Raw genomic sequence first — 13,361 nt, 5'->3', positions numbered from 1 at the left:
CGCGGCTATTCGGCGGCGATCCGTTCCATCGCCATGGCGCGCAGCTTGGCGCGTTGGATCTTCACGCCGTTCGCGCTGTCGGTGACCGGAAAGGAATCCACGAGATAGATTCGCGCCGGCACCTTGTAGCCGGCGAGCCGCTGGCGCAGATGCGTGATCAACGTCTCCTGCATGGGCGGCTCCCTTGCAGGAATCACGAACGCGACGCAGCGCGCCTGGCCCTTCAGATCGACTGCAACCACCTGCGCATCCGTCACGCCGGCACAGGATTTGAGCTCGTCCTCGATCTCGCCGGGCGCGACGAGGAAGCCGCCGAGCCGCATGGCATCGCCCGCGCGGGTCTCGTAGACGAAGGAGCCGTCGCCACGCAGCCGGCCGATATCGCCGGTGCGGAAGAAACCGTCCGCGGTGATCGCCTCGCGCGTCGCCTCCGGATTGTTGAAATAGCCGAGGAAGCGCGACGGCGCGCTGATCTCGATCTCGCCGGCCACGCCATTCGCTACAAGCGCGCCGGTCTCGGTGTCGCGCACACGCACGTGCGCGTCGGACGACATCGGCCAGCCGCCGCCCTCGATGCGGTCGGCGAAGGCATCGCCAGGCCGCGCGATCGAGAATAGCGCCTGGACCTCGCTCGAGCCGTAAAGGCCGAACAGCGGCAGGCCGCGTGCCTCGGCTTCCGCGGCAAGCTCGCGCCAACCGGGCTGGAAGGCGGCGAAGCCGCACGTTTCCAGATGCGGGAATGGACGCGGCGCATCGGTGAGGGCAAGAATGCGCCGGAACATCTCGTCGGAGCCGAAGGCGTGCGTGATCCCTTGCGTGCCGAGAATCTTCAGCGCTGGTGCCGCCTCGAAGGCATCGAGCACATGAATGGTTGCACCGGCTGCGACGAAGCCAAGCAGGCTCGTCATGCCAAAGGTGCCGCAGAACGGCAGCATGGCCAGCAGCGCGTGACGCTGCGGTGAGAGCTTCAGGGCCTTGGCAACGGTGACAGCATGACCCGCCAGTGTCCGCTGCGAATGCGCCACGAGCTTCGGTCCCTTGGTGGTGCCCGATGTCGTGTAGAGCAGCACGGGGAGGTCGATGTCGTCCTGGGGAGGGGGAGCGGGCGGATAGGATCCGTCGAAGGCATCGAAGCGCACACAGGGCCAATGCGCGGGGATCGCGTCCGCGCCGACCATTGCGAGATTCTGCAGAGCGGGCACCTCATCCCTGGCGATGCCGGCAAGGATTGCCGAAAAATCGATCGAGCGGAATGCGGCCTCGACCACCATCAGCCTGGCGCCGGACAGCCGAAGCAGATGCGCGACTTCCGCACTGCGGTAACGCGTATTGACGGCGGCGACGACCGCACCACAGCGGGCGGCGGCGAACAGCAGCGCGAGCCACTCGATCCGGTTGACCAGCCAGACCGCGACCACGTCCCCCTTGCCGATGCCTTGCGCAGCGAGCCAGGCGGCGGTCTGCTCAACCTTCTCCGAGAAATGCTCGCGCGAGACCGGCGTGCCGTCGAAGACGAAGGCGGGGTCAGCGGCGGCCTCTGTCCGGATCAGCGATTGCAGCGAAAACGCATTGGTACTCATGGCAAGCGGAGTAACCCGATCGCTCAAATCTGTCTACTTGGTGCCGAACATCCGGTCGCCGGCATCGCCGAGGCCCGGCACGATGTAGCCGTGATCGTTGAGCCGCTCGTCGATCGCGGCGGTCCAGATCGGCACATCAGGATGCTCGCTCTGGAATTGCGCGATGCCCTCGGGCGCCGCCAGAAGGCAGACGAAGCGGATGTCGCGGGCGCCGCGGGCCTTGAGCAGGGAGGCGCCGGCGCAGGCCGAATTGCCCGTCGCCAGCATCGGGTCCATCAGGATCACGGTGCGGTCCGACAGGTCCTGCGGCGCCTTGAAGTAATATTCCACGGCCTGCAATGTCTCGGGGTCGCGGTAGAGCCCGATATGGGCGATGCGCGCGGAGGGCATCAGCGCCAGCATGCCGTCGAGGAAGCCGACGCCGGCGCGCAGGATCGGCGCCAGCGTGAGCTTCTTGCCGGCGATCTTGGGCGCCCGCATCGGCGCGATCGGTGTCTCGATCTCGACCAGCTCCAGCGGCAAATCTCGCGTCACCTCGTAGGCGAGCAGCATCCCGATCTCGTTCAGGATCTCGCGAAAGCTCTTGGTCGAGCGATCCTTCTCCCGCATCAGGGAGAGCTTGTGCTGGACCAGGGGGTGGGCGACGACGTTGACATTGCCTGTGCTCATGAAACCGATCTACACGTTTCCCCCAAGTTGCGCCAGATCGCCGGGTCTTTCCGAGGGGCAGGTGGCTTCATCCGGGCACCGCCACGGCGCTGCGGGCGCGATTGCTCGCCGCGTAGGCAGCCATGGTCAACTCGCGGTCGATCGCCGCGCGCATCGCATCTATCGCGGGCTCGCGCAGGCGCTTCTTCGCGATCGCGTGCGACGGCTTGTGGATGGCGCGTAGCGCTGCGATGGTCTCCGCAAGGGCGTCGTCGATGGCTTCCGGCGGAACCACACGATCGAGGAAGCCTGCGGTCAGCGCATCCTCGGGCTCGTACATTTCACCCAGCGTGACGGTGCGGCTGAGCCAGGCCGGATGCAGGCGGCTGCGCGCCAGCTCGATGGCAAAGCTCGGCGGCGCGATGCCGATCGCGACCTCGTTCAGCCCCATGCGGTGCGGCCCGTGCGCACCCAGCCTGACATCGCAGGCGAGCAGCAGGAACGTTCCCATCGGGAAGGCATGGCCCTCCATCACGCCGATCACCGGGTGCGGATGAGACATCAGCCGCAGCGCCAGCTCGGCGCCGGCGCGGACCATCTCGAGACTCTTTGCGGCATCGCCCGAGGCGAACACCTTGAGATCGAAGCCGGCGGAGAAGATGCCGGGCCGTGCCGAGCGCAGCACCACGATCTCGGCTTCCTTTTCGGCCCGGTCGAAGGCGGCGCCGATCGCGGCCAGCATGCTGGTCGACATCACATTGACCTTGCCGTCGTCGAGCCCGATCCGCGCGACGCCATCGTTCACCTCGAAGCTCACTCCGACTGCCATTTGCCTCTCCCGTCATGGACCAGTCTTGACTGTCGGAGGCTGATGTAGACCAATCAATATAATTTCGTACGAGGGGGAAAGCGCCATGCCGGCCGTGCCGAAACACCGCCAGCCCATCATCAATGCCGCGGTGACGCTGTTCCGCCGCCAGGGCTTTGCCCGGACCGGCCTCAACGACATCGTCGAAGCCAGCGGAGCGCCCAAGGGATCGCTCTACCATTACTTTCCGGACGGAAAGTCCTCGATTGCGGTGGCGGCGGTGGAGGAGGCGGGCCGCCGCGTGGCGGCGACGGTCGCCCAGCTTGCGGAGCAGTGCGGCTCGACCGCCGAGCTCTTGCGTGCCCACGCGAGACTGTTGGCAGGCTGGATGCAGGTCTCCGGTTTCCGCAACGGCTGCCCGATCACGACCGTGCTGCTCGAGCTTGCGCCGCGCGAACGGGCCGTCTCCGAGGCCGGTCGCAAGGCCTATGCGGCGCGGATATCGCTCCTGCGCGACAAGCTCGTCGCCGACGGGTTTGCCAGGTCGCGGGCGGAGACGCTTGCCGTGCTCTGCACGTCGGCCCTCCAGGGCGCGCTGATCCAGGCCCGCGTCGAGCGCAGCGGCCGGCCGATCGAGGTCACCGCGGCGGAATTGGCGCGGCTGATCGAAGCGGAACGGCGAAGCTAGACGCCGAGGCCGCGCGCCACCAGCGTGATCACGAGCGTCAGGATCGCCCCCCAGATCAGGCTCAGCGTCATGGTCAGGATGGTCACGGTGACCATCTGCTCCAGATTTCCCTTGAGGAACGGCATGGTGGTCGGTCCCCGTCAGGCGTGGAGCTGCCAAAGATGGATGGCGGCCCTCAGCGCGATCAGGGCGGTGAGCACGCTGCCCATCGAGAGCACGGTCAGCACAGGCCGCGCGAGATGCTTGAGCTGGGCGCTGCGCACTTTCGATTGTGCGGGCCGACGTTCAGCCCAGTGCGGCGGTTGTTCAGCGTGTTGTGGCAGCACCGGCATGTCCAGGGTCCTTCTGTCATAGCTTCAGCCGAAATTGTCGCAGGCGAGCGGCTCATAAAGCCGATCCCGCAGTGGGCGAACGGAAGGAACGCTCGGCCGCGTCACCTCTGCGGCCAATGCCCGGACCTCGACCAAGGCCGACAGCAGAGCCAGCGGCAGGTCGGAATGGCGCGCCTCGACCGCGGCGTCCAGCCAATCCGGCAACTCGCGTTCGCGCGATAGTGCACAATGCCACTCGCCCTCGTCATAGGCGATGCGACGGACCTGCCATAGCGGCAGCTCGAGCTCCAGCAGAGCCAGCGCCCCGTCAGCCCAGGCCCCGGCATCGATCAGGCGCATGAGGCGTGTGGTGCGTTCGCTTTGGCCGAGCGAGCGGACGCGCGGGCAGGCCTTGTCGATGATTTCGAGCATCAACGGGCGTGTCATCCCTGCGGCCGCGCGAAGGTGCTGGCTGAGCGAAGGTGGGTCGAGGCGTCGGAGAATGGCGATCATGTCTGACCTCCTGGAATTGGCGTCGGTCAGTCGGCCGGCACCGCCAAGATGGCCGGGGATGGCATTTGAAAGCGAGATGGGGATCGGGGGCGAGATATAGGGATTTCATAAGTGAGCGGGTGGGACGTGAGGGGCGTCATCAACCGCTGTCGTCCCGTGAAGCCATGGCATGAGATGTGGGCTAGGGGGCACTGAGAGTCACCACGTCGTCATGGCCGGGCAAGACACTTGCCCCGGCCATCCACGGCAGCGCGAAGAACGTGGATGCCCCGGACAAGCCTGGGCATGACGACCTTGGCCGAATGTTTATGCGATTGCCACGGCTTCGCGGGGAGCCAGCGGGGCATTTGGCGAGATCGGGCTCAATCGAGCCACCGCCCGGCCTTTATGAGATTCCTATAACGTCGCCATAGCCCTCATCTCGAAAACCTATGCGCGCGCTGGCACTTCAGCACGGTCGAACGTCCCGGCAGCCCGCGCAAATATCTTCCATTTTCTGCGCGCGGCCGTCGGGCCCCCGAGAAAGGTTGCGTCCGCTTGGGGCGCAACGAGGAGCAATCCCATGATGGACATTCTGATGCTGGCGCTGGGCTTCGGCTTCTTTGCCCTTGCGATCGGCTACACCTACGCCTGCGAACGGCTGTGAGGGAGCGGACCATGATCTTCGATTATGCGCTCGCTGGTGCCGTCTCGTTCGGTCTGCTGGTCTATCTCACCTACGCGCTGCTGCGGCCCGAGCGGTTCTGACCCGTGCTGCTGATTGTCGAACTATTGCTGGCGGACGCCGTGCTCGTCGCCGGCCTGCTGGCGCTGCTCCTGCCGCTGCTGCGGCGGACACCAAGCTTGAAGGGTTGATTCCATGACCATGATCGGTTGGCTCCAGATCATTCTGTTCTGTGTCGTCATTGTCGCACTCACAAAGCCGCTCGGCTGGTACATGACGCGCGTGTTCGGCGGCGAGCGGACGTTCCTGTCGCCGGTGCTGCGGCCGATCGAGGCCGGCATCTATTGGATATCCGGCGTGGACGAGAAGCGCGAACAGCACTGGCTGACCTACACGGTCGCCATGCTGCTGTTTCATGTCGGCGGCTTCCTCGTCATTTACGGCGTGATGCGGCTCCAGGCCGTGTTGCCGTTCAATCCCGCTGGACAAGGCGCGGTTGCCGAAGATCTTTCCTTCAACACTGCGGTCTCCTTCATCACCAACACCAACTGGCAGAACTACGGCGGCGAAAGCACGCTGTCCTATTTGACCCAGATGGTCGGCCTGACGCATCAGAACTTCTTGTCGGCGGCGACCGGCATCGCGCTGGCGGTGGCGCTGATCCGCGGCTTCTCGCGCGCCTCGATGCGCACCGTCGGCAACTTCTGGGTCGACGTCACCCGCTGCACGCTCTATGTGCTGCTGCCGATCTGTATCGTCTACGCGCTGTTCCTGGTCTGGCAGGGCATGCCGCAGACGCTCGGAGACTACGTCGAGGCGACCACGCTCGAAGGCGCCAAGCAGACCATCGCGGTCGGCCCGGTCGCCTCGCAGGTCGCGATCAAGATGCTCGGCACCAACGGCGGCGGATTCTTCAACGCCAACGCCGCGCATCCGTTCGAGAACCCGACGGCGCTGTCGAACTTCGTGCAGATGCTCTCGATCTTCGTGCTCGGTGCTGCCCTGACCAACGTGTTCGGCCGCATGGTCGGCAACCAGCGTCAGGGCTGGGCGATCCTCGCGGTCATGGGCGTGCTGTTCTTGGCTGGCGTCGCCGTCACCTATTGGGCGGAGGCGAGCGGCACCTCGACGCTGCAGGCGCTGGGCCTGACCGGCGGCAACATGGAGGGCAAGGAGGTCCGCTTCGGCATCGTCGCGTCCTCCCTCTTCGCCGTGATCACCACGGCCGCCTCCTGCGGCGCTGTCAACGCCATGCATGACAGTTTTACGGCGCTCGGCGGCATGATCCCGCTGATCAACATCGAGCTCGGCGAAATCATCGTCGGCGGCGTCGGCGCCGGCATGTACGGCATGCTGCTGTTCGTCATCCTCGCGATCTTCGTCGCAGGCCTGATGGTCGGCCGCACCCCGGAGTATGTCGGCAAGAAGATCGAGGCGCGTGAGGTCAAGATGGCGATGCTCGCGATCCTGATCCTGCCGCTGATGATCCTGGGCTGGTCGGCCGTGGCCGTGGTGCTGCCCACGGGCGTGGCCTCCATGGCCAACGCCGGCCCGCATGGCTTCTCGGAAGTGCTCTATGCCTATTCGTCGCAGACGGGCAACAACGGCTCGGCCTTCGCGGGTCTCACCGGCAACACCCCGTTCTACAACTTGACGGGTGCCTGCGCGATGTTCGTCGGCCGCTTCCTGATGATCGTGCCGGCCATGGCCATAGCCGGTTCGCTCGCGGAGAAGAAATCGATCCCGCCGTCGACGGGCACCTTTCCGACCACCGGCGGACTGTTCGTCGGCCTCGTCGTCGGCGTCATCCTCATCATGGGTGGCCTGACCTTCTTCCCGGCGCTCGCCCTCGGCCCGATCGTCGAGCATCTCGCGATGAACGCCGGCAACGTTTTCTGATCCAGCTTTCGGAGTGACCTCCATGGAACCAGTCCACAAACCCAACAAGCGCATGCCAGTCTCGGCGATGCTGGATCCCAAGATCGTGGTGCCGGCGATCGGTGCTGCCTTCACCAAGCTCGATCCGCGATCCATGATCAAGAACCCTGTGATGTTCGTGGTCGAGATCGTGGCCGCGCTGACCACTGTGATCTTCGTCCGCGACCTCGTCACCGGCGGGGAAAATCTCGCCTTCACCTTCCAGATCATTCTCTGGCTGTGGTTCACCGTGCTGTTCGCCAACCTCGCTGAAGCGGTGGCCGAAGGCCGCGGCAAGGCGCAGGCCGAGACGCTGCGCAAGACCCGCACCGAGAGCCAGGCCAAGCTTTTGAGCGGCGCGGGCCGTGATTTCAGGCTGGTGCCGGGCACGAGCCTGAAGGTCGGCGATCTCGTCCTGGTCGAGGCGGGCGATACGATCCCCTCGGACGGTGAGGTGATCGAGGGCGTCGCCTCCGTCAACGAAGCCGCCATCACCGGTGAATCGGCGCCCGTCATCCGCGAATCCGGCGGCGACCGTTCGGCTGTGACCGGCGGCACGCAGGTGCTGTCCGACTGGATCCGCGTCCGCATCACGGCGGCCCAGGGCTCGACCTTCATCGACCGTATGATCAAGCTGGTCGAGGGCGCCGAGCGGGCCAAGACGCCGAACGAGATCGCGCTCAACATCCTGCTCGCCGGCCTCACCATCATCTTCGTGTTCGCCACCGTCACGATTCCGAGCTATGCGGCCTATGCCGGCGGCTCGATCTCGGTGATCGTGCTGGTCGCGCTGTTCGTGACGCTGATCCCGACCACGATCGGCGCGCTGTTGTCCGCGATCGGCATCGCCGGCATGGACCGTCTGGTGCGCTTCAACGTGCTGGCGATGTCGGGCCGCGCGGTGGAAGCGGCCGGCGACGTCGATACGTTGCTGCTCGACAAGACCGGCACCATCACCCTCGGCAACCGGCAGGCGACCGCCTTCCGTCCGGTGCGCGGAGTGACCGAGCAGGAGCTGGCGGACGCCGCCCAGCTTGCCTCACTCGCCGACGAAACTCCGGAAGGCCGCTCCATCGTCGTGCTGGCCAAGGAGAAGTACGGCATCCGCGGCCGCGACATGGGCGAGCTCGGGGCCACCTTCATCCCGTTCACGGCGCAGACCCGCATGAGCGGCGTCGATGCCGGCGGCTCATCGGTGCGCAAGGGTGCAGTCGATGCCATGTTGAACTACATCGGCGGCGGCGCGCCGACCGCGGTCGCATCCGGCAATACGGCGCGGGCGATGCAGCCTGCCGCGCTCTCCGAGCTCGGCCGCGAGATCCAGGGCATTGCCGACGACGTGTCAAAGTCCGGCGGCACGCCGCTGGCGGTCGCCAAGGACGGCAAGCTGCTCGGAATCGTCCAGCTCAAGGACATCGTCAAGGGCGGCATTCGCGAGCGCTTCGCCGAGCTCCGCCGCATGGGCATCCGCACCATCATGATCACCGGCGACAATCCGATGACGGCGGCCGCGATCGCGGCGGAAGCCGGTGTCGACGACTTCCTGGCGCAGGCCACCCCCGAGGACAAGCTCAAGCTGATCCGCGACGAGCAGGCCAAGGGCAAGCTGGTCGCCATGTGCGGCGACGGCACCAACGACGCGCCGGCACTTGCCCAGGCCGACGTCGGCGTCGCCATGAACACCGGCACGCAGGCCGCGCGCGAGGCCGGCAACATGGTCGATCTCGACTCCAACCCGACCAAGCTGATCGAGGTGGTCGAGATCGGCAAGCAACTGCTGATGACGCGCGGCGCGCTGACGACGTTCTCGATTGCCAACGATGTCGCCAAGTACTTTGCGATCATCCCGGCGATGTTCCTGGCGTTCTACCCTCAGCTCAACGTGCTCAACGTCATGAACTTGTCGAGCCCGCAGAGCGCCATCCTGTCGGCGATCATCTTCAACGCGCTGATCATCATCGCGCTGATCCCGCTCGCGCTGAAGGGAGTTGCTTATCGCGCGGTCGGCGCCGGTGCCCTTCTGCGCCGCAACCTTCTGGTCTACGGCCTGGGCGGCATCGTCATTCCGTTCATCGGCATCAAGGCAATCGACCTCGTGGTCACTGCCCTGCACTTGGCCTAAAGGAGGCCTGTCATGTTGAGAGAAATCCGTCCCGCCATCGTCTTGTTGCTGGCGCTCACCGCCATCACGGGACTGGCCTACCCGCTGGCAATGACCGGCATTGCCGGTGTGCTATTTCCGAAACAAGCGCAAGGCAGCCTGATCGAGAAGGACGGCAAGGTGATCGGCTCCGCCCTGATCGGACAGGAGTTCAAGGACGACAAATATTTCCACGGCCGTCCCTCGGCGACGCTGGCCCCGGACCCGAATGATTCGGCCAAGACGGTGTCGGCACCCTACAATGCCGCCAACTCCGGCGGCTCCAATCTCGGCCCGACCAGCAAGGCGTTGGCCGACCGGCTGAAGGAGGACGTGGACAAGCTCAAGGCCGAGAACCCGAGCGGGCCGGTCCCGGTTGACCTGGTGACGACCTCGGCCAGCGGCCTCGATCCCGACATCTCGCCGGAAGCGGCGCAATTCCAGGTGCCGCGCGTGGCGAAGGCGCGGAATATGCAGGAAGACGCCGTGAGGCAGCTTGTGGCTTCCAACGTCCAGGGCCGCGTGCTCGGCCTGCTCGGCGAACCCCGGGTTAACGTTCTGGCGCTGAATCTCGCGCTGGATCGTGCGTCGGCGAAGTAGCGGCCTAGGCTGGGAATGCCCCCATGATTATATTGGCCTGATGGTTCAACAGCGCCGCGATCCCGAACAACGTCCGTCCCCCGAAGCACTGCTGGAAGCGGCGCGCCGGGAGGAGAGCGGCAAGCTGAAGATCTTCGTCGGCGCCGCGCCCGGCGTCGGCAAGACCTACGAGATGCTGCAAAGCGCCCACGCCAAGCGCAAGGCCGGCATCGACGTCGTGGTCGGCTTCGTCGAGACCCACGGCCGCGCCGAGACCGAGGCGCTGGTGCGCGGGCTCGAAATGGTCCCGCGCAAGCGGCTGGAGTACCGCGGCCAGATCGTCGAGGAGATGGATCTCGATGCGGTGATCGCGCGCCGGCCGCAGATTGCGCTGGTCGACGAGCTCGCCCACACCAACGCAGCAGGTAGTCGCCATCCCAAGCGTTATCTCGACGTCGAGGAGCTGCTGTCCCACGGCATCGACGTCTACACCGCCGTCAACATCCAGCACATCGAAAGCCTCAACGACGTCGTCGCCCAGATCACCCATGTCCGGGTGCGCGAGACGGTGCCCGATTCCGTGTTCGACCGCGCCGATGCCATCGAGCTGATCGACCTCACGCCCGACGATCTCATCCAGCGGCTGAAAGAAGGCAAGGTCTACGTGCCCCGCCAAGCCGAGCGGGCGCTGGAGCACTATTTCTCGCCGGGCAATCTGACTGCCTTGCGTGAGCTCGCGCTGCGGCGGACCGCCGAGCGGGTCGACGAGCAGCTGCTCACTCATATGCAGGCGAATGCGATTTCCGGGCCCTGGGCCGCGGGCGAGCGGATACTGGTCTGCGTCAGCGAGGATCCGCGCGCCGCGGGCCTCGTCCGCTACACCAAGCGGCTGGCCGACCGGCTGCATGCGCCGTTCACCGCACTTTCGATCGAGACGCGGCGCTCGCTGCAATTGTCCGACGAGGAGCGCGACCGGCTGGCCGACACGCTGCGACTGGCGGAATCGCTCGGCGGCGAGGCGCTGACCATCCCCGCGGTCGGGCGCCGCATCGCCGATGACGTCGTCAATTTCGCGCAAGGCAACAACGTCACCCAGATCGTGATCGGCAAGTCGACGCGCTCGCGCTGGTTCGAATTGACGCGCGGCTCGGTGGTGCACGATCTGGTCCGCCGTGCGGGCAATATCAGCGTTCACGTCATTCCCGGCGACGAACTTCCGGCCGAGGATGCATCCAAGACGTCGGTGCAGACCGCCGCGCGATCCGAGCCATTCGATGCCCGGCCTTATCTCTACGCGCTCGGGATCGTGCTGATCGGCCTTGGCGCCGCCAAGTTGATCCAGCCCTATTTCGGCATCGAGAACGTCGATCTCGTGCTGCTGACCTCGGTCGTGGCGGTTGCCGTGCGCTATGGCCTGTGGCCGTCTTTGCTGGCGACGGTCGCGGCGTCGCTCTGCTATAATTTCTTCTTCATCCCGCCGATCTACACCTTCACCATAACCGACCCGACCAACGTCGCCGCGTTTTTCCTGTTCATGGTGGTGGCCATGCTGGTCTCCAACGTCGCCGCGCGCGTGCGCATCCAGGCCGATACCGCCATTAGCCGGATCAGGATGACCGAGCAGCTCCACGCCTTCAGCCGCAAGCTCGCGGGCACCGCGACGCTCGACGACGTGCTGTGGGCAACAGCCTACCAGATCGCGTTGATGCTGAAGGTCCGCGTCGTGCTGCTGCTGCCGGAAGACGGCTTGCTGACGGTGAAGTCCGGCTATCCTCCGGAAGACGATCTCGACCAGGCCGATCTCGCCGCCGCCAACTGGGCCTGGAGCAACGACCGCCCCGCCGGCCGTGGCTCGGATACGCTGCCGGGCGCAAAACGGCTGTTCCTGCCGATGCGCACCGGGCGCGGCCCGATCGGCGTCATCGGCATCGACAATGACCGCACCGGGCCGCTGCTGACGCCCGACCAGCGCCGGCTGCTGGACGCGCTGGTCGACCAGGGCGCGCTGGCGATCGAGCGCGTGCTGCTGGTCGAGGATATGGATCGCGTCAAGCGCACCGTCGAATCCGAACGCTTGCGCTCCGCACTGTTGACTTCGATCTCGCACGATCTGAAGACGCCGCTCGCTTCGGTGCTGGGAGCGGCCTCGACCATGCGCGATCTCGCCGGGGCCTTGTCCGACACGGAGAAGCGCGACCTGCTGGCCACCGTCATCGACGAATCCGAACGGCTCAACCGCTTCATCGCCAATCTGCTCGACATGACCAAGCTCGAATCCGGCGCCATCGTGCCCAACACGGCGCTGCATGACCTCGGCGAGATCGTGGGCAGCGCGCTGCGGCGCGCAGCCAAGATCCTTGGCAGCCACAAGGTCGAGCTGGTTCTGGCGGCCGATCTGCCGATGCTCCAGCTCGATGCCGTGCTGTTCGAGCAGGTGCTGTTCAACCTGCTCGACAACGCGGCCAAATATTCGCCTCCCAACACGACGGTCTCGATCCGCAGTCGGCGCGATCGCGATCATATCGTGCTCGAGATCGTGGACGAGGGGGCCGGCATTCCGCCCGACGAGCTCGAGAGCGTGTTCGACAAGTTCTACCGTGTGCAGAAGGGCGACCATGTCCGCCCGGGCACCGGGCTCGGCCTTGCCATCTCCCGCGGCTTCGTCGAGGCGATGCGCGGCACGATCTCGGCCGCCAACCGCAGCGAGCGGAGCGGCGCCGTCCTCACCATCCGTCTTCCCGTTCCGGCAGAGAGCCGCGCATTGGATACCGCCGCATGAGCGCCGCCCCGATCAAGGTCCTGATCATCGATGACGAGCCGCCGATCCGCAAACTGCTGCGGACGGGGCTGACGACGCAGGGCTACGACATCCTGGAGGCGTCGAACGGCAAGATCGCGCTGGAGAAGCTCGAGGAAGCGCCGGCGTTGATCATTCTCGATCTCGGACTTCCCGACGTTCAGGGACACGAATTGCTGCGCACCATCCGCGCCCGCAACGAGGCCGTGCCGATCGTGGTGCTGTCGAGCCGCGGCGACGAGGCCGGCAAGGTGCAGGCGCTCGATCTCGGCGCCGACGATTATCTGACCAAGCCGTTCGGGATGGACGAGCTGTTGGCCCGCCTGCGCGCCGCGCTGCGCCACCAGCTCCAGGTCCAAGGCGAACGCCCGGTGTTCCGCACCGGCGATCTCTCCGTCGATCTCGTCCGCCGCATCGTCAAGGTCGGCGAGCGCGAGGTCAAGCTGTCGCCCAAGGAATACGATCTTTTGCGCGTGCTGGTGCAGCACGCCGGCAAGGTGCTGACCCATCGTTTCCTGCTCAAGGAGCTCTGGGACGAATTGACTGACGCGCAATACTTACGCGTCTACGTCCGCCAGCTTCGCCAAAAGATCGAAGCCGATCCGGAGCGGCCGCAATACGTGCTGACTGAGACGGGGATCGGATACCGGTTGAGGGCGGGGGATTAGTCCCGCTGTCATTCCGGGGCGCGCCCTTGGCGCAAGCCCGGAATCCCA

General features: G+C 65.8%; 13 protein-coding genes. 7 read left to right on the top strand and 6 right to left on the bottom strand.

Annotated elements, in window-relative coordinates; all coding sequences use genetic code 11:
• Window positions 1-5: 5 nt before the first annotated feature.
• From ML401_RS28970 to ML401_RS28960, 3 genes are all read right to left on the bottom strand, one after another.
• Window positions 6-1,580 carry an AMP-binding protein gene (locus ML401_RS28970; protein ID WP_285807728.1) on the bottom strand — a complete coding sequence of 525 codons (1,575 nt, stop codon included), beginning with the start codon at window positions 1,578-1,580 and terminating at the stop codon, window positions 6-8.
• Window positions 1,581-1,613: 33 nt separating this feature from the next.
• Window positions 1,614-2,249: a uracil phosphoribosyltransferase gene (gene upp / locus ML401_RS28965; protein WP_106948511.1), complete on the bottom strand. Its 636-nt coding sequence runs from the start codon at window positions 2,247-2,249 to the stop codon at window positions 1,614-1,616.
• A gap of 67 nt (window positions 2,250-2,316) precedes the next feature.
• On the bottom strand, window positions 2,317-3,057 hold the full coding sequence (locus ML401_RS28960) for a crotonase/enoyl-CoA hydratase family protein (RefSeq protein ID WP_285807727.1): 741 nt from the start codon (window positions 3,055-3,057) through the stop codon (window positions 2,317-2,319).
• Window positions 3,058-3,142: 85 nt separating this feature from the next.
• On the opposite strand from ML401_RS28960, the gene ML401_RS28955 reads away from it, so the two are divergent.
• Window positions 3,143-3,724 (top strand): TetR/AcrR family transcriptional regulator, encoded by a 582-nt coding sequence (locus ML401_RS28955; RefSeq protein ID WP_211416157.1) that lies wholly within the window; start codon window positions 3,143-3,145, stop codon window positions 3,722-3,724.
• Here the strand turns inward: ML401_RS28955 and ML401_RS28950 are convergent.
• The 3 genes from ML401_RS28950 to ML401_RS28940 are packed head-to-tail and all read right to left on the bottom strand — an operon-like array spanning window position 3,721 to window position 4,548.
• Complete coding sequence (locus tag ML401_RS28950; RefSeq protein WP_256438865.1) at window positions 3,721-3,849, bottom strand: hypothetical protein; 129 nt, start codon at window positions 3,847-3,849, stop codon at window positions 3,721-3,723. The two genes, ML401_RS28955 and ML401_RS28950, sit on opposite strands and share 4 nt — an antisense overlap.
• Before the next feature lie 15 nt (window positions 3,850-3,864).
• Window positions 3,865-4,056 carry a hypothetical protein gene (locus ML401_RS28945; protein WP_259216832.1) on the bottom strand — a complete coding sequence of 64 codons (192 nt, stop codon included), beginning with the start codon at window positions 4,054-4,056 and terminating at the stop codon, window positions 3,865-3,867.
• A gap of 24 nt (window positions 4,057-4,080) precedes the next feature.
• Entirely contained in the window at window positions 4,081-4,548 is a 468-nt protein-coding gene (locus tag ML401_RS28940; RefSeq protein WP_211416159.1) for a hypothetical protein, read from the bottom strand.
• Between the two features lie 657 nt (window positions 4,549-5,205).
• On the opposite strand from ML401_RS28940, the gene ML401_RS28935 reads away from it, so the two are divergent.
• The 6 genes from ML401_RS28935 to ML401_RS28910 all read left to right on the top strand — a co-directional run bounded on the left by ML401_RS28935 (window position 5,206) and on the right by ML401_RS28910 (window position 13,313).
• A complete protein-coding gene (locus ML401_RS28935; protein WP_018641117.1) occupies window positions 5,206-5,295 on the top strand; it encodes a K(+)-transporting ATPase subunit F in 90 nt (29 codons plus the stop codon).
• A gap of 112 nt (window positions 5,296-5,407) precedes the next feature.
• On the top strand, window positions 5,408-7,111 hold the full coding sequence (kdpA, locus tag ML401_RS28930; RefSeq protein WP_211416160.1) for a potassium-transporting ATPase subunit KdpA: 1,704 nt from the start codon (window positions 5,408-5,410) through the stop codon (window positions 7,109-7,111).
• Between the two features lie 22 nt (window positions 7,112-7,133).
• Window positions 7,134-9,251, top strand: a complete 2,118-nt coding sequence (gene kdpB / locus ML401_RS28925; protein WP_285807726.1) for a potassium-transporting ATPase subunit KdpB — start codon at window positions 7,134-7,136, stop codon at window positions 9,249-9,251.
• A 12-nt stretch (window positions 9,252-9,263) separates the two neighbouring features.
• Window positions 9,264-9,869 (top strand): K(+)-transporting ATPase subunit C, encoded by a 606-nt coding sequence (locus ML401_RS28920; RefSeq protein WP_285807725.1) that lies wholly within the window; start codon window positions 9,264-9,266, stop codon window positions 9,867-9,869.
• Between the two features lie 40 nt (window positions 9,870-9,909).
• A complete protein-coding gene (locus tag ML401_RS28915; RefSeq protein WP_285807724.1) occupies window positions 9,910-12,627 on the top strand; it encodes a sensor histidine kinase KdpD in 2,718 nt (905 codons plus the stop codon).
• The gene (locus ML401_RS28910) at window positions 12,624-13,313 is read left to right on the top strand and encodes a response regulator (protein ID WP_285807723.1); all 690 of its coding nucleotides are present in this window, start codon (window positions 12,624-12,626) and stop codon (window positions 13,311-13,313) included. The genes ML401_RS28915 and ML401_RS28910 overlap by 4 nt, the downstream gene beginning before the upstream one ends.
• The last annotated feature ends 48 nt before the right edge of the window (window positions 13,314-13,361 follow it).

The organism is Bradyrhizobium sp. 62B, from assembly GCF_030272265.2.
In the GTDB taxonomy this organism is placed as follows: domain Bacteria; phylum Pseudomonadota; class Alphaproteobacteria; order Rhizobiales; family Xanthobacteraceae; genus Bradyrhizobium.
Note: the sequence above shows the minus strand (reverse complement) of the source record. Positions and strands in the feature narration are given on the sequence as shown.

Excerpts from the sequence above, each read along its gene's own strand:
- ML401_RS28955 (WP_211416157.1), top strand. The coding sequence starts at position 3,143 with ATGCCGGCCGTGCCGAAACACCGCCAGCCCATCATCAATGCCGCGGTG.
- ML401_RS28960 (WP_285807727.1), bottom strand. The coding sequence starts at position 3,057 with ATGGCAGTCGGAGTGAGCTTCGAGGTGAACGATGGCGTCGCGCGGATC.
- ML401_RS28970 (WP_285807728.1), bottom strand. The coding sequence starts at position 1,580 with ATGAGTACCAATGCGTTTTCGCTGCAATCGCTGATCCGGACAGAGGCC.
- ML401_RS28920 (WP_285807725.1), top strand. The coding sequence starts at position 9,264 with ATGTTGAGAGAAATCCGTCCCGCCATCGTCTTGTTGCTGGCGCTCACC.
- ML401_RS28940 (WP_211416159.1), bottom strand. The coding sequence starts at position 4,548 with ATGATCGCCATTCTCCGACGCCTCGACCCACCTTCGCTCAGCCAGCAC.
- upp (WP_106948511.1), bottom strand. The coding sequence starts at position 2,249 with ATGAGCACAGGCAATGTCAACGTCGTCGCCCACCCCCTGGTCCAGCAC.
- ML401_RS28950 (WP_256438865.1), bottom strand. The coding sequence starts at position 3,849 with ATGCCGTTCCTCAAGGGAAATCTGGAGCAGATGGTCACCGTGACCATC.
- kdpA (WP_211416160.1), top strand. The coding sequence starts at position 5,408 with ATGACCATGATCGGTTGGCTCCAGATCATTCTGTTCTGTGTCGTCATT.
- kdpB (WP_285807726.1), top strand. The coding sequence starts at position 7,134 with ATGGAACCAGTCCACAAACCCAACAAGCGCATGCCAGTCTCGGCGATG.
- ML401_RS28915 (WP_285807724.1), top strand. The coding sequence starts at position 9,910 with ATGGTTCAACAGCGCCGCGATCCCGAACAACGTCCGTCCCCCGAAGCA.
- ML401_RS28945 (WP_259216832.1), bottom strand. The coding sequence starts at position 4,056 with ATGCCGGTGCTGCCACAACACGCTGAACAACCGCCGCACTGGGCTGAA.
- ML401_RS28910 (WP_285807723.1), top strand. The coding sequence starts at position 12,624 with ATGAGCGCCGCCCCGATCAAGGTCCTGATCATCGATGACGAGCCGCCG.
- ML401_RS28935 (WP_018641117.1), top strand. The coding sequence starts at position 5,206 with ATGATCTTCGATTATGCGCTCGCTGGTGCCGTCTCGTTCGGTCTGCTG.